A 19,370-nucleotide genomic window follows, 5' to 3' on the forward strand; every position below is an offset into this window, starting at 1 on the left:
CCTTTCTACTTTTAATTTCATTATAAATTTAATAACTCCTCCACGTACTCCCTGCTGTTCGAGAGTCGGGGTACTTTGTTTTGCCCGCCAAGCTTATCCTTGTGTTTGAGCCAGTCGTGAAAAAGCCCCGTGCGAGCCTTGTGCACTTTGGGCATATTCAGCGTCATATTGTTGTAGCGTTTAGCTTCGTAATCCGAGTTAAGTTTTTGCAGTTCGCGGTCTAATATCTCGGTAAATTGCTCCAAACTCTCAGGAGGTGCATCAAACTCTATTACCCATTCGTGCCCTCCTTTCAGCTTGTCTTGCATAAATATAGGCGCAACCGTGTAGTCTATCAAGTGACTATTAGTCTGCTCACAAGCCTTTTCTAAGGCGCGCTCGGCATTCTCTACAATGAGCTCTTCTCCAAATACATTAATAAAGTGCTTGGTACGACCCGTAATCTTAATCCTATAAGGCACTACCGAAGTAAACCTTACCGTATCTCCTATCATATAGCGCCACAAACCGGCATTAGTAGTAATCACCATCGCATAGTTCTTTCCTATTTCCACCTCACTCAGCGGAATTGCCTTTTGCTCCGCAGTACCAAAAGTCTCCATCGGTATAAACTCATAGAAAATCCCGTAGTCGAGCATTAACAACATCTCGTCCGAATTGTTGCGGTCTTGAATCGCAAAGAACCCTTCGGAGGCGTTGTATATTTCGTAATAACGAAAACTATCCGAAGGAATAATATGCTTATACTGCTCGCGATACGGTATAAAGCTCACCCCTCCGTGAAAGTATACTTCTAAGTTTGGCCACAACTCCAAAAGATGTTCCTTTTGGGTTTCTTCTAAAATCCGATTCAAAAGCACTAACATCCACGAAGGAACCCCCGCAATACTAGTCACATTCTCTGTTTTCGCTTCTTTGACAATCGCTTGTAACTTACTCTCCCATTCACTCATCAGCGATACTTTGTTGCTGGGGGTACAACTCCATTCTGCCCAAAAAGGCAGGTTTTCAATCAAAATTGCCGATAAATCCCCAAAATAAGTACCGTTTTGTTCATACAGTTGCTTGCTCCCTCCCAGTCGCAAACTCTTGCCCTTAAACAGATTCGAATCCTCGTTGTTATTTAGGTATAAGCACAGCATATCTTTCCCCGATTTGTAATGGCACAATTGCAGTGCCTCCTCACTTACCGGAATAAACTTACTCTTAGCGTTAGTAGTCCCACTGCTCTTGGCAAACCATTTTATCGGCGTATGCCAAAACACATTTCGCTCCCCTCGTCTTGCCCTTTCTACGTAAGGCTCAAAGACTTCATAAGAAACTAATGGTGTATTTCTACTGAATTGCTCATAGTTTTTCACCTCAGCAAAGTTATATAGTTTGCCGAGTTCAGTGTCTTTGGCAGCATCAAGAAGCTCCAAAAGCACACGTTCTTGCACCTTATGTGGGTGCTCTACAAACTCTTGTATTTGGTCAATACGGCGTTTTAAAAACCACGAAGTAATAGAATTGAATAAAGCTAATGGCATATCCTGTATAACAAATTACAAGTGACAAAAGTAATAATTATTTCTGAACTAACAAGAAACTACTATTACAATTAAGTTACAAAAGTAACTTTTCTCCGCCGGTTTGTTGTCTTTCTGCAAGTTAAACATCTTATTCTTTTCAATAATCAGCAAGCAACCCTCCCCTAAGCACTATCTTTCCCCCGATAACAAAAGTCCATTCCATAAATATCCTCCTCCCCTATCCGCCCCGTCAAACAACTTTCCCCGTCTCTAATTGCCCCTTTGAAGATAGCCAGCAAGAGATTTTCATCACATTTCCTTCGTCATTCGTCTCTCGTCATTCGTCATTTCTTCCCTTTTCCATCATACTCCCCCCTATTGCCTATGCCCTAAGGCCTAGTGCCTATTCCCTTTTCTTTCGCCTCGAAACCCCGTTTTTGTCATTTTTTGCATCACTGTATTATACTATGAGTCAATTACTTATATACCCTTCCTATACCAATCGTCCAAGATTCGTATAAGCTTCCTATAAGCTCTCTATAAGCTAACCCCACCCATCTTACACCCTTTTTTCATCAAAATTCCTCTCACCTCTCTTCCGTTCTTCTCCGATATCTTCCGAATCTTCCTAATAACCCCAATCTATCGTTTTTGAGGTGCACACTTTGGCAAAGTTAATCGCCTGTCGTGCTACGACCTTTGCCAAAGTTGATGTTTCAAAAAGTTACTTTACAAGGCGCAGCCTTAATTTTGTTTAAATTTTGTTTAATTTCTGAGGCACAGCCTCATTCCTCTAACTCAACCTCACACCCCATTTACCAATTCCCTCATTTTCTCATTCTCTAATTCCCTCATTTTCTCATTCTCTAATTCCCTCATTTCCTCATTTTCTAATTTTCTAATTTTCTCATTTTCCGCTCATCGCTTTTGCATCGCCATTCCTAGTGCCTAAGGCCTATGTCCTAAGACCTCAAACCTAAAAACCTAAAATAATTTTGTCAATTCAATAAAAGTTTGTAATTTTGCTTGTCTAAAAATATATTTTAATAATACAAACGCTTATATGACCATTACCTTAGCCTCACTGAAAATAGGACAAACCGCTGTCATTACCGGATTTATCCCTGAATGCCGACAAGAAGTAAGGCAACGCTTGCTCGACTTAGGTTTCGTACGCGGGTCAAAAATCAAGATAGAAAACGTCAGTCCCCTATCCGACCCCGTTGCGTATAGCATTCACAACACCCAAATCGCCCTTCGCAAAACCGATGCCCTCTGTGTGCTGATTCAGGTGGCAGGGGATAGGGGTTAGGTGTCAGGTGTGCTACACTTTACCAAAGTTTTTGCCTGTGTGGCTCACACCTTTGGCAAAGTTGATAATCTTCGTAAATAAGAAAAAATAAATATAAACAAATCAAACAAGCGTTCGGCTTGTTATACAACTATGAAAAACACTTGCGATATTTGTGCCCTCAACCCCTCCGCTTCCCTAAAACCCTTAGGCGAAGAGGCAGGCACTTATAACTATACCATTGCCCTCGCAGGGAATCCTAATACCGGCAAAAGCACCGTTTTCAACGCTCTTACCGGCTTGCGCCAACACACCGGCAACTGGCCTGGTAAAACCGTAACACGTGCCGAAGGCAGTTTCTCATTCCATAAACAACGATACCGCATCATCGACCTACCTGGCACCTACTCTCTGCTTTCTACTTCCGAAGACGAAGAAGTAGCGCGCGACTTTATTCTCTTTGGCAAACCCGATGTAACAGTCATCGTAGTAGATGCAAGTCGTTTAGAACGCAACCTCAGTTTGGCGCTTCAAATACTCGAAATCACCGATAAAGCAGTGCTTTGTCTCAACCTGATGGACGAGGCGCGCCGGCATCACATCAATATCGATACACGCACCCTTTCACGCGATTTAGGCATTCCGGTAGTGGCAACATCTGCACGTACCAAAGAAGGTATCGCCGATTTGCTCTTTGCTATCGAAGAAGTGGTAAGGGGTAAATTCCAAACGAAAAAACAAACCTTTATCGACCTTCCTAAGCAAAATGCCGAAGCCATTGCTGAGTTACAGAAGGCACTTTCTGAACTAAATCCCGATTTACCAAATACACGTTGGCTCTCAATGCGACTCATCGAAGGCGATGAGAGCGTACAAAAAGGTATAGAAGAAGGAGCTTTTTCTGCTGAAAATAACCCCGAAAGGCAGGCGCGTATCTTGCGTATTGCCGAAGAATATCATCATCTCTTAGGCGATACGTACCGCAACGATTTGGTAGAAGCAATCTACGCCCAAGCTACTGCTCTTACCAATGCCTCCGTCAGTACCGATTTTACTGCGCGCTCTTTCCGCATCGACCGCGCAATAGATAAAATCGTAACACATAAAATTTGGGGTTTCCCTATTATGTTTCTGCTCTTGGCAGGTGTGCTGTGGATTACCATTATCGGGGCTAATTACCCTTCGCAATGGCTCTCCGATTTATTTGTAGGGTGGCTCTATCCGCTCTTGAAAAATGGAGCGAATGCCTTGCATTTCCCTTGGTGGCTCAGCGGTTTCCTTATCGATGGAATGTACTTGGCTACGGTATGGGTCATTTCAGTGATGTTGCCTCCAATGGCTATATTCTTTCCGCTGTTCACCCTCCTCGAAGACTTTGGCTACCTACCTCGTGTAGCTTTTAATCTCGATAAGCTCTTTCGCACAGCAGGCGCTCACGGCAAGCAAGCCCTCACAATGAGTATGGGCTTTGGTTGTAATGCCGCAGGAGTGGTAGCAACGCGTATTATCAACAGTCCGCGTGAAAAACTCATTGCTATTATCACCAATAACTTTTCGCTTTGCAACGGTCGTTGGCCTACCCAAATACTCATCGCTACATTGTTCATCGGGGCTTTAGTGCCCAAGCAGTGGAGCGATACAGTAGCAATGCTTGCTGTCATAGGCATAGCCGTGTTGGGGATTGTCTTTTCATTTTTTACCTCGTGGCTGTTGAGCAAGACACTTCTCAAAGGCGAATCGTCGTTCTTTGTATTGGAGTTGCCTCCCTATCGTCCACCGCGCTTCTTCCAAACGCTCTACACATCGCTTATCGATAGAACCCTTATCGTACTCTGGCGCGCTGTTGTATTTGCTGCGCCTGCGGGAGCAGTAATATGGCTGATATGCAATCTCCAAATAGCTCACCAGCCCATTGCTCTCTGGCTCATTCAAGGGTTAAACCCCATAGGCGTGTTTATAGGCTTAAACGGCGTAATCCTGCTTGCCTATATCGTTGCCATTCCAGCCAACGAAATCGTCATTCCCACCGTGCTGATGCTCACCACTATGGTCTTAGGGCAAACAGCAGTAGGCGAGGGGGCAGGTGTACTGATGGAAGCCTCAACCTCTCAAGTAGGTACTTTGCTACACGCTGGGGGTTGGACGCTCCTCACCGCCGTAAACCTAATGCTCTTCAGCTTGTTACATAATCCTTGTAGTACTACTATCTACACGATATACAAAGAAACCCATAGCAAGAAATGGACGCTCATTGCTACACTCTTGCCCGTACTATATGGCATAGTAGTGTGTTTTTTGGTGGCAAAACTGTGGTAATAACCTAAAAAACATTTGCTTTTTTAGTTAAAACAGACTATCTTTGCACAGATATTTTAATAAGCAATGATATGAAACGCTTTCTTTTGCTCTTTACACTCCTAACTGCTACAACTTATGCACAACTCTCTTCTTACACCTATAAGCAAGAACTGAAAGGTGTAAAGGCGAACACTTGGCATAAGCTTATTCTACCCGACCACACCTTTGCACAATTCCAAAGTTATGGCACAGACCTCCGTATTTATGGCGTATCGGCTACTGATACCATCGAAGTCCCTTATACAGTAATCGACACTAATAACATCGTAAAACACAAGGTCAATTTCTCAGTAATAAACAGTAAAGAAACCAAATGCAGTTACATAAACTTCAGTCTGCCTCAGGCTCTTCGTATCTGTAAGATACGCGTTGTCCCTCAAGCCTCTTATGATTATTACAGGAAGCTAAATCTCGCTACTTCTGTTACCGAATCGTATGCGCAAAAGCGTTGTGATAGTTATTGTTCTTACGATTTAAGAGAAGCGCCTCTTAGTTCTAAAACCAATAATACCTTCTCCTTTGATAATATTCTTGTGAAATACGGACAAATAATAATAGAAAACGGAGATAACGAGCCTCTTCCTATTAGCGAAGTCGTAGTGTATGCAATACGTTATACCTTGGCAGCTCGTTTTTTAGACCCTAATCGCACCTATTATTTAGCTTATGGCAAAGAAGATGATTATACTCCCGAATATGATATAGAGCACTTCATAACCGATATCCCCAAACAACTCACCGAATTGCAATATGGTGAAGTGCTCAAACAACCCAAAACAGAAAGCTCTTCTATAAAAGCATCTTCCACTCCTGCCGAAAAATCTCATCAGCAACTTCTTTGGTGGGTAATGGGAGTGATTGTACTGCTTATTTTTATATTTTCAGCAAAGATGATGAAGAAATAAACAGAATACCAACCAAATAGTTTTGCGGTGAGGAAAGTTGGTGTGACTCAATATGTGCAAGCCCTTGAAAAGTTCAATGAAAACAGAGATAACAAAATGATTGAAGGAAGTTAACTAACCCACCCTTCCTTTTCCTCTTTTTTGTGGAAATAGATGTTAAAGACAGTAATGTCTGGTTAGGTATTGGTTATGTATGCCCTAAATAATGAATAATAAACCATAGAATTGTATTGTACAAAGAAATTAGAATTGCCAATGATAGGATTTGAAGTTATCATTAATAAAAAATCTCTTGTAGGAGGAATTCAAGATGGAGTTATCTCTGTTATTATAGATCGGTTAGCTTTAGATGACCGAAATTATTTAGCTATTAATTTTGGAGGATACGATAAAGAGACTGACAGCCATACAGTTTGGTTAGATGAGGAATTACCTATAAACAATACCATTACTGTAAAAGTTATAGAACTTAGTAGTAATGAAATTGCGACTTCTCTTCAAAATAGAGCTAATAGAGAAAATTTTGTCAAAGTCCCTTCAAACATAGGTCTTGAAGTGACAGTTCGAGAAGAGGTGCTTTCTGCCTATATAAGGAAAGGAAGTATTCATTTGATTGCTACGTTGCTAAATGATAAAGACAAGTGTGAAATATTTGTAGATTTTGTAGCTACCGAGTGTATGGATAGTGAAGACAGCCCTAAAAAATATTGGTATAAAAATGCCTTACAATTAGGCGATAGCGTTACCATTGAAGCAAAGAAAATTACTAAAATGACCATATAAAAACTAAATTAAATAACTTTCTCACTATTCCTCATTCGTCATTCGTAATTATTTATTACCTTTGCCCCCTAAACAAATAATAGGTAACACGTAATTAGGTAACAAATGCCGTTACCTCTTACCTCTTACCTCTTACCTAAATCAAATGGATCAAAGAAAAAAAGAAGAGGCACTACATTATCACGAGTTTCCACAACCTGGTAAAATCGCTATTGTGCCTACCAAAAAACATTCTACACAACACGACCTCGCGTTGGCTTACTCTCCTGGAGTAGCCGAACCTTGCTTGGCAATTGCCGAAGATAAAAGCAACGCCTATAAGTATACTGCCAAGAGCAACCTCGTAGCCGTAATTTCCAACGGTACTGCCGTGCTCGGTTTAGGCGATATAGGTGCTGAAGCCTCTAAACCTGTAATGGAAGGAAAGGGTTTGCTCTTCAAAATATTTGCAGGTATCGATGTGTTCGACATCGAAGTAGATGCTACTGATGTCGATAAGTTCGTAGAAACCGTAAAAGCTATTGCTCCTACCTTTGGGGGTATCAACCTCGAAGACATCAAAGCACCTGAGGCTTTCGAGATCGAACGTCGCCTAAAAGAGGAATTGGATATCCCTGTAATGCACGACGACCAGCACGGTACAGCTATCATCTCGGCAGCAGCCCTTGTCAATGCTTTAGAAATTGTAGGTAAGGACATTGCCAAAGCGCAGATAGTAGTAAACGGCGCAGGAGCCGCCGCTATCTCTTGTACACGCTTGTACGTGGCTTTGGGTGCGAACCCTAAGAACATCGTAATGTGCGACAGTAAGGGTGTGATTCGTAAAGACGCGCCTAACCTCACCGAACAAAAAGCCGAATTTGCTACCGACCGCAACCTCCGCACTCTCGAAGAAGCGGTAAAAGGTTCTGATGTGTTCATCGGTCTTTCTAAGGGAGATGTCCTCACCCCCGAGATGTTGCTCTCTATGAATAAGGACGCTATTGTATTTGCAATGGCAAACCCTGTTCCTGAAATCGATTACGATTTGGCTATCCAAACCCGCAAAGATATCATTATGGCAACAGGTCGCTCCGACTTCCCTAACCAAGTGAACAACGTGCTCGGTTTCCCTTATATCTTCCGCGGAGCGTTGGACGTTCGCGCTACTAAAATCAACGAAGAGATGAAACTCGCTGCGGTACGTGCTATCGCTGATCTTGCCAAGAAAACTGTACCTCAGCAAGTAAGTTTGGTATACGGAGGTGAAAATCTCACCTTTGGTCGTAACTATATTATTCCTAAGCCGTTCGACCCTCGCTTGATATACGAAGTACCGCCCGCTATTGCCAAAGCCGCTATGGAATCAGGAGTAGCACAAAAGCCTATTACCAACTGGGAAGCCTACAAAGGCGAACTAATGGACAGAATTGGTGTAGGTAGCAAAGAAATACGCCTATTGCAAGACCGTGCCAAACGAAATCCTAAACGCGTAGTATTTGCTGAAGCCGACCAATTGGAAGTGCTTAAAGCTGCTCAACGCATTTATGAAGATGGTATCGGTATTCCTGTGCTTTTGGGTAATAAAGAAGTGATAAAAGCGCTCAAATACGAAATAGGTTTCTCCGGTCGTGTAGATGTAATCGACCCTAAAAGTGATGCCGAAAAAGCACGTCGTGAGAAGTTTGTAAAGCATTATTGGAAACTGCGCGAACGCCGTGGTATCACCTACGAAGTAGCCGAACGCCTAATGCGAGAACGCAATTACTTTGGTACGATGCTCGTAGAAACCGGTCAAGCCGATGCAATGATTACCGGTTACTCTCACGCTTATCCTAATGCCATTCGTCCGGCACTCGAAATCATTAAAAAGGACGAAGGTGTAGAGCGTATCGCTGCCACCAGTATTATGCTCACCAAACAGGGTCCTTTATTCCTTTCAGATGCTACTATCAATATCGACCCTACTGCCGAAGAGTTGGCTAACATCGCCTTGCTTACCGCACGTGCCGTGAAGTTCTTCGGCTTAAAACCTTCGGTAGCGATGTTGTCGTATTCTAACTTTGGTTCGGCAGTATCCGAAAGTAGCCTGAAAGTGCGTCAGGCAGTAGCTTACCTCCACAAGCACCACCCCGATTTAGTAGTCGATGGTGAAATCCAAGCCGATTTTGCTCTCAATCCTGAGAAGATTGCTAAGAACTATCCGTTCTCTAAGCTCAACAAGGGCAAAGGGGCTAATGTACTCATCTTCCCTAATCTCGAAGCGGCAAACATCAGTTACAAGCTCCTCAAGGAAACCCAACACTTAGACACCATAGGTCCTGTGATTTTAGGTCTTTCTAAACCCATTCACATCACCACTATCGGTTCTACTGTCGACGAAATGGTAAATCTCGCTACCCTTGCAGTAATTGACGCTCAACAAAAATAGTACGAGTCGCACAAACAATTACTGCGAAGTTATATAAACAATAAAAAAATGTTGTTTTCATATTATAAAAAAGGCTGTTCAATACATATTGAACAGCCTTTTTTTATTACTTAGTAATCATATTGCTACCTTTAATATTTTTACTTACTTGGGGCAATAAACCACCTTTCTTTCACTATCTCTCACATATCCCACCCCAAGCATTTTTCCTCCAGCTCACGTTACTTATTTTATATCCGACAATTCTAACCTATAAAACGACTGATATGAGCAGATAGCAGCACCATAAGCTTAATTAATGTTCGATTATAATTTTATTAACCATCGTTGTAGAGCCACTGTAGAGCCACTGTAGAGCCACTGAAAACCCACTGTAGTTCCGTTTAAAATTTATTTAAAGTCCGTCAGAGGTCTCACAGAGTAACTGCGCAAAATTGTCAACTATATCTCAATTCGATATGTACAAAGCGAATTAAGAGTTGAAGAAAAATAGTATATTGTTTTATTAAGAGTTATGTTCTTCGTGTATGATAAGCATCGCTACTTCCCCCTTTGAAGGAAGTCAGCGAGCTGGCGTAGCTGAGTATGTGAATAGGGAGGAATGTTTATAATCGGCTAACATAGATGTAACCGCACACAAGATGTATTTCGCAAAACGTAAACAACTACTGTTGATTTTCAGCCTTTAATGCTCTCCCTTTAATTATTTTTACATAAACCTAAAAATAATTTTTAATTTGTTTTCGTATAATCTAAAAATATACTACCTTTGCCCCAAAATAATGATATTAGTAATATATGAAAACTTTTTTATTAGCTATCTCTTTAGCTTTTAGTATTTTGAGTTTCTCTCAGGAAGGTACTATCAAAGGTACTATCACGGCAGAGGGTCAACCCTTAGAAGCCGTAACTGTTCAACTCGAAGGTAAAACCTTCAAAAAATGGACAACCTCCGACCGCAATGGTCAGTATTCTCTTTCCTTACCCGCTGGCGAATATAGGCTAAAAGTGCGTTCGTTGGGGTATATTCCTTATAACGATAAAGTTGTAATCACAGGAGAAGAGACTCTCTCTCAAGATGTCTCTCTCAAAGAAGATGTGGTCGGAATGGAAGAAGTGGTCGTAACAGCTACCAAAACCAAAGAAAACCGTAAGGACGCACCTGTATTGGTGAGTGTTACTACCAATCGCGAACTGGCAAACGTCAAAGCCCATACCTTGATGGAAGGTCTGGTATTCCAACCGGGTTTGCGCACCGAAGTAAACTGCCAGAACTGTGGTACTTCCCAAGTGCGCATCAACGGTTTGGAGGGTGCTTATTCCCAAATTCTCATCGATAGCCGTCCTATCTTTGGCTCGCTTAATGGTGTGTATGGCTTAGACCAAATCCCTGCCAATATGATTGAGCGCATAGAGGTGATTCGTGGAGGTGGCTCAGCGCTTTTTGGCTCTAATGCCATTGCCGGTACTATCAACGTGATTACTAAAAACCCTACTAAAAACGAGGCGCAAGCAGGTATTGTGGGCAATCTCATAGGCGGTAAATCAGGCGATGTGGTAAGCTCCTTCAATGGCTCTCTCGTGAGTGAGAATTATATGCGCGGTATCTCTTTCCACGCTATGCAACGCACACGTCAGTCTTACGACGATAATGGCGATGACTTTACCGAAATCACTCGTTTGCGCAACCTTAATGCGGGTGCGAAACTCTTTAATGATTTCACCGACCGTCATAAGCTCACCGCCGAACTGAACGTGAGCAACGAAAACCGTCGCGGAGGTAATAAACTCGACGAACCCGAACACCTTGCCGACCTTGCCGAGAGCATTCGCACTCAAATGCTTGGAGGGAATGCAAGTTTCGACTACTTTTCGCCTGCTTATAACCATAAGTTCACCGCCTATACCAGTGCCGAACGCACTCGCGCCGATAACTATTACGGCAGTTTCGACGGTACTGATATAGTAGCGTCTTCTGGCAACTATGGGGTTACTAAAGAAAACATATGGTTACTCGGCGGACAGCATACGGCTTATGTGCCTACGGGCAACGGCAATTTGCAATGGACGTCGGGCGCCGAATATCAATACGACAAGATAGCCGAAAAGCGTCAGAATCCTAATGTGCTTGCCGTAAACCAAAAAGCGAATACATTTGGTCTCTTCACTCAAGCCGATTGGCGTATCTCTCCCAAAATCAAAGTGCTCGGAGGTGTCCGATTCGACAATGTCAATTCCGATATAATGAAGAAAAGCGTTACAGCACTCAACCCTCGTGCGAGCGTGCTCTACAATATCGATGAGAATTTCATTGCTCGGGGTTCGTATTCAAGAGGATTTAGAGCGCCTTTCTTCTATTCAGAAGATGTACACAGCGAATTGCAAGGAGGTGAAGCACGACGCGTAAAACTCGCCGATAATCTTAAAAAAGAGACCTCCGATAGCTTTACCGCTTCTTTTGAATATAACCACGCTCACGACACTCACCAGTTTGTAGTGATGCTCGAAGGCTTTTACACGGCTTTGCACGACCGCTTTACTTACGAAGATGCAGGTTTAGAAAACGGATTGCCTATCCGTGAGAAACGCAATTCCGATGGTGCCGTAGTGAAGGGAGTAAATATAGAAGTGAAGTACAGCCCGAATCCCAAATTTATGGTACAGCTCGCCACCACTATCCAAAGTTCTAAATACAATAGTGTGCAAAACCCCGAAGAAAACGTCTATACCGATGAAATTCTCCGCACACCAAGTGTGTATGGCAACCTGATGGCAACCTATAAACCACGCCCTAATTGGGATATCAACTTTGTAACTGTATATACAGGAAGTATGAAAACCACTCACTTAAAAGGCTATATTCCTGATACGCGTTTGGAGACTACTCCCGCAATGTGGGACGTAGGTGTGAACACCGCTTATGAATTTAAATTCCCGAGCTTTTTCCCCTTAGAAGTAAGTTGTGGTATCAAAAACCTCTTCAACCAATATCAAAAAGATTTCGACAAAGGTGCTGAACGCGACGCCGATTACATCTATGGTCCTTCGCTACCTCGCACCGTGTTTGTAGGTTTGAAAGTGAAGATTTAGTATTCGTTATCAACCTTACCAAATTTTCTAATAGCGTGTCGTGCTACGACCTTTGCCAAAGTTTCACACTTTGGCAAAGTTAAATAAACGAATAGTTATATTTATATTGTTTTTGCAGAGGGTTACAAACACTCTTCTAAGATACAAAAAAGCGACTCGAAAAGGAGTCGCTTTTTTTATTTTGTGTATTGGAAACTTTGTTACAATTAGTAATTCAACTGATAAGTAGTAGTCATATCACTGTTATAATCTACGCTAATATCAACTCTATCTAACACTTGTTTTCCATTTTCAGTTTTAAATTTGAAAGTGTGGCGAGCTACTTTATTCACTGTTAAGTTGATAGTTTTACCGTTCTTATCTTTCTCTACTTTTATAGGGATAATAATATCAAACACTTTTTCATCGTCTTTATCACTTACCAATCGATACTTTCTGCTTTTCTCAGTACCATTTTGAATGTTAGTAATAAGTGTGTTCAATTTTGTTAAATAATCAGCATCAGTAAAATAACCAAGACCTGTATTACTACCAGCTCTTGCATTTCGGGTTTCGTTGATAGTCTTTACAAAACCGTCGTTGTCAAAAGTATAAGTATAGTTATGAGTATAATTTAAAGCCGTGCCATCTTTTGTTAAAACCATTTGTTGTAACAAGTTCTTAGGAGCCACACCTTGTATCCAACCTATTCGAAAGTCAAAATACTGCATATAACTACCCACGATATCCCCTTCAAAGTTGTACAACAAAAACTTATTTTTGTTCAAGTTGTTGTTATAAGAAAGCTGATTTTCAAAGGTGGTAATTTTACCGTCCCAATTTCTCTTTTCACTAATCTTAGTCAAATTGTCATTTGTCCACTCAAAATCCCCTATTTTTGGAACATTTGTCAATCGTTCCTTGCTGTCGTAAGTTCCTAAACCTAACATATTACCAGCGGCATTGAGTCCTACTTCAAAATTTTCTACACCCCCTGTATCTTCATTGGGAAAAGTTATTTTCACAGAGCTATCTCCATAAATAAATGTTTTTACATTATCACTTTTGCCCTCTTCCTTTCTAGTAATCTTTTTGATTCTTCCTTTTTCATCGTATTCATAAGCAAAGTTCAAAGTTTTTGCTACAAATTTTTGACCATTGAGAGAGGGTTCTAAGGTACTTTCAAGAGAAGGGGCAGGAGCACCACCTGTATAGTCTATTTCCACTATAATAAAGTTACAAGTAATTGTTCTTACTTTTTTAGCAGGCAAATAGTCACTTTGGGTAGTAGGAGTAGTAGTACCATTACCGCCATTAGGAGGAGTATCATCGTCTTTACTGCCACAGCCTACAAGCATTGCTATTGCTGCGATACTGAATAAAATTTTTTTCATTGAATGTAATATTTTATGAATTTAGATGCAAAAGTAATAATAAATTGTTAATCAGCAAATTTTATTCATTAGTAGTTAGTTGTTAGAAATGAGAACAGCTGAGGGTAGCGAGGAAGTCAATGAGAGCTCATAGCCGAGAATCAAAAAAGCGACTCATTTTTGAGTCGCCTTTTTTATAAAAATGGTATAGTTATACTTCCCTACTTTCAAAGCACTCCGCAATACCTCAGCTCCTTTATAAGGAGCGATTTCTTTCGCCTCGAAACCTCGTTTTTAGCATTTTTAGCCTTGTTGTATTATGGTATGAATCAACTATTTACATACTCTTCCTATACCAATCTTCCAAGATTCGTATAAGCTTCCTATAAGCTCTCTATAAGCTAACCCCACCCTCCTTACAGCCTTTTTTCACCAAAATCTCTCTTAACTAACTTTTGAATTTCTCCGTTTCATTCCGCTTCCTCAGATGTGTCACTTTTAGGGGTACACCCTCCGCTGGTGCGAGCTTGTAGCTCGTACCCCATTTTCTAATTCTCTCATTTTCTAATTTACTAATTTTTCCCGCCTCTGTGGCTCACACCGTCTGTATGGCTCACACTTAGTATTGTTCCAAAAGATATTTAATAAGGTCAGTGGTTGTAACCAACCCCACTAACCTGCCGTTATCTACCACCGGTATAGAGTGAAAACTTTGGTCGGCTAGTATTTCAGCCACTTCTTTAATCGAGGTATCAGCACTTACTGTAAGAGGTGTTTTAGCCATAATTTGCGGAATAGTATACATATCATACACCACCGAAGTAACTTCTTCTTCGCCATCAGTCATATCAGCAAAACTAATGCGCAAAAGGTCAGAATAGCTTACGATACCTATAAGCTTATCTCCTTCTACCACAGGAATATGGCGAATTTTATGCTTCTTAAACAGTCGCTCAGCCTCATAAAGCGATTGAGTAGGAGTAAGAGTTACTAACTCCTTACTCATAATTTGTGATACAGGTACTCTTTGTTTCATAATATATACATTTTTAAAATGAATAATTCCGTTTTGTAATCAAATTACCCTACAAAGGTAGTTATAAAAGAGATATAAAGCAAAGTGTTTAACAAATATTTAACGTTCTAACATACCTCAACTCCCGAGCTTTCACAGGTTACTTTAACTCAAACTGATGTTGTGTCGGTCTAATCTTTCTTCGTCTTACCTTCGGAAGTATATAAAATAGAAAAAGCCGTTCAGACATCTCTGAACGGCTCTTTCGTTTCTAGTTAGTGAAAGAAATAATAATAATTTTACTTGTCAATGGACCCTACTACACGCTTCATAAAGCTGTTAAGGGCGTCTTTCTGTGGAGTACCTTGTTTAATCATATTGTCTACCTCGATAGCTCCGTAGAAGTTGGAGAGCAATTCGCCTATTACGTCCAGCTCCTCATCTTTGAGTTGCTCACATTCAATGAGATTTTCGAGCGTTTCTACCGTCTCATTTACGTAATCTTGGTCGTTTGTCTCAATAAATTGAACGATGTGTTTAATTACCGGTAATCTCATCTATAAATTGCTTTAAGAGTTCGGCTTTATTCGTTTGTATTTGGTTCACCAAAGTACCGTTTTTAAAAGCAGCGAAGGTAGGCAAATTATCTACTTTGGCTAATTTGCGCGACTCTGCGAAAGCTTCTGCATCTACATAAATAAAAGTAGCATTAGGAGTTTCGCTGGCATACTTTTTAAACTTTGGTTTCATTATCTTGCAATTACCACACCATCCTGCGCCGTATTGTACGAATACAAGAGGGTTAGAGGCTATTATTTCTTGCAAGTTATCTTGGGTAAGTTCTGTCATTATAAAAATAAAATAGTGATGAGTTTTTTAGTGTGTGATTTTCTCATTCTCATCCCCCCTCTCGCAAAGAGAAGAGGGGGAGAATGAGTTCCTTACAATGATCAAGTTATCTATAAGAGTGTTGTTTACTTTTTAGTGAGAAGCCAAGTAGCTGGCTACTCCTTTGCGGTCAGCGTGCATAGCCTCTTTACCTTCTTCCCAGTTAGCAGGGCATACTTCACCGTGCTGTTGTACGTGAGTATAAGCATCTACCAAACGCAAATATTCTTTTACATTGCGTCCTAATGGCATATCGTTAATACTTTCGTGAAATACTTTTCCCGTTTCATCGATAAGATAAGTAGCACGGAAAGTTACATCATCACCTTCAAGAAGGTAAGCATCAGCTGTTTCGTCGTAAATTTCACGAGAGTCGAGAATACCTAAAATACGAGCGAGGTTGCGGTTGCTATCAGCAAGGATAGGGTAAGTTACGCCTTCTATACCTCCATTGTTTTTAGGAGTATTGAGCCAAGCAAAGTGTACTTCGGGAGTATCGCAAGAAGCACCTATTACTTTCACATTGCGTTTCTCAAACTCAGCCAAAGCTTCTTGGAAAGCGTGAAGCTCAGTAGGGCATACAAAGGTAAAATCTTTAGGATACCAGAAAAGGAGAACTTTCTTTTTGTTGTTTACAGCTTCTGAAAGCACGTTTATTTTGAATGTATCCCCAAGGTCGCTCATAGCATTCACTTCGATATTGGGGAATTGTTTTCCTACAAATGACATATAATATTGTGTTTTGTTTTACGGGTGCAAAAGTAGGGTGTTTTTGTATAGGAAGAAACGTTTTTTTATTGAAAGATTTTATATGAAGATAAATAATAATTATGCAAGAAAAAGTTTCTTTACTTCCTCTTACGTAATTCTCGCCAAATATATACTATTTGTACTATTATTAAAAAGCCGTTAGGCAGTATCACCGGAATACTATTAATTAAGTAACCGTAAACAACAAAGAGAGCGCACCCCACCAAATTAGTAAGGCGTATATACACAAGATTATCTTTAATCAAAAAGCTGAGCACCACAAATAGTGAAGCAGCATAACCAATAATATCAATCATTATTTTTTGCGTTTAAGTCGGGTTTGACGTCTGAACCAAAACATTGCCAAGGCTCCCAAAGCAAAGGCGATGTACAAATACCACTGAGTGCGGTCAGCAGTGCCCCACAAGTTATAAACTTCATAGGCACAGTAAAGAGCGATTGCTAAATAGGCATATTCAAAAAATATACGTGCGTTCATATTATTTTATATTGTTATTCTTCTTCGTTATCTTCAATAGCTAAGATACCTGTAGTTTTATGCGCTTTTACAGTCGAAAATTTCTTGTCGAAATCCATACCTATACCATTAGTAACAGTACCTTTAGTTTCATCGGTAAAACTAAATTCTCTATCGGTAAAAATCCAATCTTCTTTTTGGTCCCAAAAGAGTTGAGATGTTTTTAGCTTCTTACCGTCATAAGTAGTGAGAACCACATTGTCGCGCAGTTCTACCATATCGGAGCTGGGATAGATAATACCGTAGTTAGCTTCTACGATATTTTTATGTCGTGCTTGGTCGTAAAACTCTACTTTCACCCCTTCGGGGAATTCAGAGTACGGCATACGCTGATTGGTAAAATCTTTATTTAATTTACTTGTAACAATAGCAACCACCTTAGTAGAATCGGTGTATACGAGTTTAAAATCAAAGGCTTCTCCTTGCGGGAATTTCTTTTGAATGCTCAGCTGTTGGAGATTGCGCATATCGTTATTACACGAAAAAAGCATTGCCATACATAATAGTAAGGCAATACTTCTCATTATTTTTTCAAGAGTAATTCTTCTCATCTTTTATAGGCTTCTTTTCTATGGCTTACCTTAACAATTTCAACTGTTACAACCTCTTCAAAAATTTTATAAAGAATCCTATAGTCTCCCACTCGTATCCTGTACTTATCATCGTTTGTTAGTTTCTTATAACCAAAAGGTCTTGGATTTTCTTCAAGCGAAACCAAAGCTCTTACAATAGCAGAATAATGAGGCTCTGAAAGGGATTCGATAAATTTACTTATCTTTTTGACAACTACTACAGTGTATTTTTTAGTAGATTCCATTTTTTTTTCTGTTTTCCTCTACTCTTTTTAAAAAAACATCTAAGGGTTCTATTTCCTCTCCCTCAGCATCTTTAAAGGCTTGGATATCTTCTAAATCTTCATACATTTCGGCTATAGCTAATAATTCTTTATACTCTTCGGCGGGAATTAAAGCTATAGATTTACCATTATTATCAGTTAAAAACTGTGGTGTTTGTAGATTTTGTAAATTGATAGTATGCATAAGTTAAGGATATTTTTGAGCATTATCCATAGAGATGATTTTATATCATTTCTATGGATAATGCTATATTTTTTATCACTATATTACTTACAAACGTGGCACTGTGATAGATTGTCCTATCCAGCATTTAAAAGTAATGTTTTTACCTGCTAAACCAGATTCAAATACATCTACTTTTGAAGGAGCTAAAGCATCGTAACGAGCAGCTAAACTTTCCAAACCTCCTTTACGAGCAGTTTTAGCAGCTAACCAATAAACGGCTCTTTTTTCAAAAGGAGTACTACCACATTCATTAGCTGAGCTTGCGTAGGCGTGTGCCATAATACGATAAGCATCGGAGTTTGAAGGGTTGTAAGAAAGTGCTTTTTGAGCATAGGCAACCGCTTGTGCTTTGCTGTGTTTAGAGGCGATACGAATGAGCAATTTTGATTTCTTAAAGTTGTCTGTCTCTAAGTTCACTGACTCATTGTAGTACTGAATGGCTCTGGAAGAGTTTCCTGCTTTGTCATTCATTACCCCTAAATAGTAAGCTGAGTTTGCTGACGGTTTTACGTTGTGCAATGAGGTTACGATTTTCACGAATAGAGGGTCTTTGGTACAATCTTTATCTGACATTTTACCTGCTGCACGGCGTAACCATTCTTCATTGTTCTTATTTGCCTCAAAGTTCTTGGTGTAAAGAGGAATAAGGTTTTTACAATCAGCAAGCTGACCGAGTTTAGCATCTACACTCTCTGCAATAGTTTCGTAGTTATCTACGCGTTTACGACAACCGTCCAAGAGCCTTTTGTCTTTTTCGCTAAGAGTACCTGCTTCTTCTTGAGCTAAATACTTGTTGATAGTTTCAGAAAGCTCATTCTTTTCGTCTTGAATTTTATCGGATACGTTGTCATAAGCATCGAATACTTCTTGCAATTCTTTTTGTCCTTTTTCGTGTAAAGAAACTAATTCAGAGAAGTACAAGTACAGAGCCTTTTCGTTTTTAAAGTTAGCTTTATCTTCGGTAAAGGCTTTATGCAAAAGATCGTAAATCTCTTTATCTGTTCCTATTTTTTCATCGAACATCAAGAGGGCTTGACGAATACGCATTTCAGTAGCTGAAAGACGTGTAGGGAATGTTTTGTTATAATCGGTGTAGAGTTGTAACAATTCTTTGGCATTTTGAGTCTTTTCAGCACCTGTGGTTGTATTCATTTTGTCTTGCAAGATGCGTTCGCCATAGGCAAAGGTAGCATAGTGTAAAGAAGGACATTGGGTATATACTTCCTTCCATACAGGATAAGCCTCTTTGTAATTTTTGGCTTTGGCATACTCACTAAATATAGAGAGTTTTTGCTTTAATTCTTCGTTGTTTTTGCAATCTTGTGCTTGTGCATAGGCAGCATAAAAGAAACTTGCAACTACTGTGGCTAATAAAATTCTTCTTCTCATTCTTTGTT

Annotated in this window: 18 protein-coding genes; 6 read left to right on the forward strand and 12 right to left on the reverse strand. The window is 40.2% G+C overall.

The window, feature by feature from the left end:
• Window positions 1-20: 20 nt before the first annotated feature.
• The gene (locus AM608_RS06850; RefSeq protein WP_053581202.1) at window positions 21-1,529 is read right to left on the reverse strand and encodes a GH3 auxin-responsive promoter family protein; all 1,509 of its coding nucleotides are present in this window, start codon (window positions 1,527-1,529) and stop codon (window positions 21-23) included.
• 1,045 nt (window positions 1,530-2,574) lie between these two features.
• On the opposite strand from AM608_RS06850, the gene AM608_RS06855 reads away from it, so the two are divergent.
• From AM608_RS06855 to AM608_RS06880, 6 genes are all read left to right on the forward strand, one after another.
• Window positions 2,575-2,823 carry a FeoA family protein gene (locus AM608_RS06855; protein WP_009417090.1) on the forward strand — a complete coding sequence of 83 codons (249 nt, stop codon included), beginning with the start codon at window positions 2,575-2,577 and terminating at the stop codon, window positions 2,821-2,823.
• A 132-nt stretch (window positions 2,824-2,955) separates the two neighbouring features.
• Window positions 2,956-5,118 carry a ferrous iron transport protein B gene (gene feoB / locus AM608_RS06860; RefSeq protein ID WP_053581203.1) on the forward strand — a complete coding sequence of 721 codons (2,163 nt, stop codon included), beginning with the start codon at window positions 2,956-2,958 and terminating at the stop codon, window positions 5,116-5,118.
• 71 nt (window positions 5,119-5,189) lie between these two features.
• Window positions 5,190-6,065 (forward strand): hypothetical protein, encoded by an 876-nt coding sequence (locus AM608_RS06865; protein WP_053581204.1) that lies wholly within the window; start codon window positions 5,190-5,192, stop codon window positions 6,063-6,065.
• A 255-nt stretch (window positions 6,066-6,320) separates the two neighbouring features.
• Window positions 6,321-6,848, forward strand: a complete 528-nt coding sequence (locus AM608_RS06870; protein ID WP_053581205.1) for a hypothetical protein — start codon at window positions 6,321-6,323, stop codon at window positions 6,846-6,848.
• Between the two features lie 145 nt (window positions 6,849-6,993).
• Window positions 6,994-9,258 carry an NADP-dependent malic enzyme gene (locus tag AM608_RS06875; RefSeq protein ID WP_053581206.1) on the forward strand — a complete coding sequence of 755 codons (2,265 nt, stop codon included), beginning with the start codon at window positions 6,994-6,996 and terminating at the stop codon, window positions 9,256-9,258.
• Between the two features lie 798 nt (window positions 9,259-10,056).
• Window positions 10,057-12,348 carry a TonB-dependent receptor gene (locus AM608_RS06880; RefSeq protein WP_053581207.1) on the forward strand — a complete coding sequence of 764 codons (2,292 nt, stop codon included), beginning with the start codon at window positions 10,057-10,059 and terminating at the stop codon, window positions 12,346-12,348.
• Window positions 12,349-12,554: 206 nt separating this feature from the next.
• On the opposite strand, the gene AM608_RS06885 is transcribed toward AM608_RS06880, so the two are convergent.
• The 11 genes from AM608_RS06885 to AM608_RS06935 all read right to left on the reverse strand — a co-directional run bounded on the left by AM608_RS06885 (window position 12,555) and on the right by AM608_RS06935 (window position 19,362).
• Window positions 12,555-13,721, reverse strand: coding sequence for a cell division protein FtsB (locus tag AM608_RS06885; RefSeq protein WP_053581208.1), 1,167 nt, complete (start codon window positions 13,719-13,721; stop codon window positions 12,555-12,557).
• 598 nt (window positions 13,722-14,319) lie between these two features.
• Window positions 14,320-14,736 carry a CBS domain-containing protein gene (locus AM608_RS06890; protein ID WP_009422217.1) on the reverse strand — a complete coding sequence of 139 codons (417 nt, stop codon included), beginning with the start codon at window positions 14,734-14,736 and terminating at the stop codon, window positions 14,320-14,322.
• Between the two features lie 278 nt (window positions 14,737-15,014).
• Window positions 15,015-15,272 (reverse strand): hypothetical protein, encoded by a 258-nt coding sequence (locus tag AM608_RS06895; protein ID WP_002674192.1) that lies wholly within the window; start codon window positions 15,270-15,272, stop codon window positions 15,015-15,017.
• A complete protein-coding gene (locus AM608_RS06900; protein ID WP_009419978.1) occupies window positions 15,253-15,564 on the reverse strand; it encodes a co-chaperone YbbN in 312 nt (103 codons plus the stop codon). Before AM608_RS06900 ends, AM608_RS06895 begins: the two co-directional genes overlap by 20 nt.
• Window positions 15,565-15,696: 132 nt before the next feature.
• On the reverse strand, window positions 15,697-16,332 hold the full coding sequence (locus tag AM608_RS06905; protein WP_002674187.1) for a peroxiredoxin: 636 nt from the start codon (window positions 16,330-16,332) through the stop codon (window positions 15,697-15,699).
• Between the two features lie 119 nt (window positions 16,333-16,451).
• On the reverse strand, window positions 16,452-16,670 hold the full coding sequence (locus tag AM608_RS06910; protein ID WP_053581209.1) for a YgjV family protein: 219 nt from the start codon (window positions 16,668-16,670) through the stop codon (window positions 16,452-16,454).
• Window positions 16,670-16,852: a hypothetical protein gene (locus tag AM608_RS06915; RefSeq protein ID WP_009409979.1), complete on the reverse strand. Its 183-nt coding sequence runs from the start codon at window positions 16,850-16,852 to the stop codon at window positions 16,670-16,672. Before AM608_RS06915 ends, AM608_RS06910 begins: the two co-directional genes overlap by 1 nt.
• Window positions 16,853-16,866: 14 nt before the next feature.
• Entirely contained in the window at window positions 16,867-17,442 is a 576-nt protein-coding gene (lptC, locus tag AM608_RS06920; RefSeq protein ID WP_053581210.1) for an LPS export ABC transporter periplasmic protein LptC, read from the reverse strand.
• A complete protein-coding gene (locus tag AM608_RS06925) occupies window positions 17,439-17,708 on the reverse strand; it encodes a type II toxin-antitoxin system RelE/ParE family toxin (RefSeq protein ID WP_002674181.1) in 270 nt (89 codons plus the stop codon). Before AM608_RS06925 ends, lptC begins: the two co-directional genes overlap by 4 nt.
• Window positions 17,695-17,931 (reverse strand): XRE family transcriptional regulator, encoded by a 237-nt coding sequence (locus tag AM608_RS06930; protein ID WP_053581211.1) that lies wholly within the window; start codon window positions 17,929-17,931, stop codon window positions 17,695-17,697. The genes AM608_RS06925 and AM608_RS06930 overlap by 14 nt, the downstream gene beginning before the upstream one ends.
• 87 nt (window positions 17,932-18,018) lie before the next feature.
• On the reverse strand, window positions 18,019-19,362 hold the full coding sequence (locus AM608_RS06935) for a hypothetical protein (protein WP_009417067.1): 1,344 nt from the start codon (window positions 19,360-19,362) through the stop codon (window positions 18,019-18,021).
• Window positions 19,363-19,370 lie beyond the last annotated feature (8 nt).

It is taken from the genome of Capnocytophaga sp. oral taxon 323 (genome assembly GCF_001278825.1).
GTDB lineage: Bacteria > Bacteroidota > Bacteroidia > Flavobacteriales > Flavobacteriaceae > Capnocytophaga > Capnocytophaga ochracea.

Excerpts from the sequence above, each read along its gene's own strand:
- AM608_RS06850 (WP_053581202.1), bottom strand. The coding sequence starts at position 1,529 with ATGCCATTAGCTTTATTCAATTCTATTACTTCGTGGTTTTTAAAACGC.
- AM608_RS06855 (WP_009417090.1), top strand. The coding sequence starts at position 2,575 with ATGACCATTACCTTAGCCTCACTGAAAATAGGACAAACCGCTGTCATT.
- feoB (WP_053581203.1), top strand. The coding sequence starts at position 2,956 with ATGAAAAACACTTGCGATATTTGTGCCCTCAACCCCTCCGCTTCCCTA.
- AM608_RS06865 (WP_053581204.1), top strand. The coding sequence starts at position 5,190 with ATGAAACGCTTTCTTTTGCTCTTTACACTCCTAACTGCTACAACTTAT.
- AM608_RS06870 (WP_053581205.1), top strand. The coding sequence starts at position 6,321 with ATGATAGGATTTGAAGTTATCATTAATAAAAAATCTCTTGTAGGAGGA.
- AM608_RS06875 (WP_053581206.1), top strand. The coding sequence starts at position 6,994 with ATGGATCAAAGAAAAAAAGAAGAGGCACTACATTATCACGAGTTTCCA.
- AM608_RS06880 (WP_053581207.1), top strand. The coding sequence starts at position 10,057 with ATGAAAACTTTTTTATTAGCTATCTCTTTAGCTTTTAGTATTTTGAGT.
- AM608_RS06885 (WP_053581208.1), bottom strand. The coding sequence starts at position 13,721 with ATGAAAAAAATTTTATTCAGTATCGCAGCAATAGCAATGCTTGTAGGC.
- AM608_RS06890 (WP_009422217.1), bottom strand. The coding sequence starts at position 14,736 with ATGAAACAAAGAGTACCTGTATCACAAATTATGAGTAAGGAGTTAGTA.
- AM608_RS06895 (WP_002674192.1), bottom strand. The coding sequence starts at position 15,272 with ATGAGATTACCGGTAATTAAACACATCGTTCAATTTATTGAGACAAAC.
- AM608_RS06900 (WP_009419978.1), bottom strand. The coding sequence starts at position 15,564 with ATGACAGAACTTACCCAAGATAACTTGCAAGAAATAATAGCCTCTAAC.
- AM608_RS06905 (WP_002674187.1), bottom strand. The coding sequence starts at position 16,332 with ATGTCATTTGTAGGAAAACAATTCCCCAATATCGAAGTGAATGCTATG.
- AM608_RS06910 (WP_053581209.1), bottom strand. The coding sequence starts at position 16,670 with ATGATTGATATTATTGGTTATGCTGCTTCACTATTTGTGGTGCTCAGC.
- AM608_RS06915 (WP_009409979.1), bottom strand. The coding sequence starts at position 16,852 with ATGAACGCACGTATATTTTTTGAATATGCCTATTTAGCAATCGCTCTT.
- lptC (WP_053581210.1), bottom strand. The coding sequence starts at position 17,442 with ATGAGAAGAATTACTCTTGAAAAAATAATGAGAAGTATTGCCTTACTA.
- AM608_RS06925 (WP_002674181.1), bottom strand. The coding sequence starts at position 17,708 with ATGGAATCTACTAAAAAATACACTGTAGTAGTTGTCAAAAAGATAAGT.
- AM608_RS06930 (WP_053581211.1), bottom strand. The coding sequence starts at position 17,931 with ATGCATACTATCAATTTACAAAATCTACAAACACCACAGTTTTTAACT.
- AM608_RS06935 (WP_009417067.1), bottom strand. The coding sequence starts at position 19,362 with ATGAGAAGAAGAATTTTATTAGCCACAGTAGTTGCAAGTTTCTTTTAT.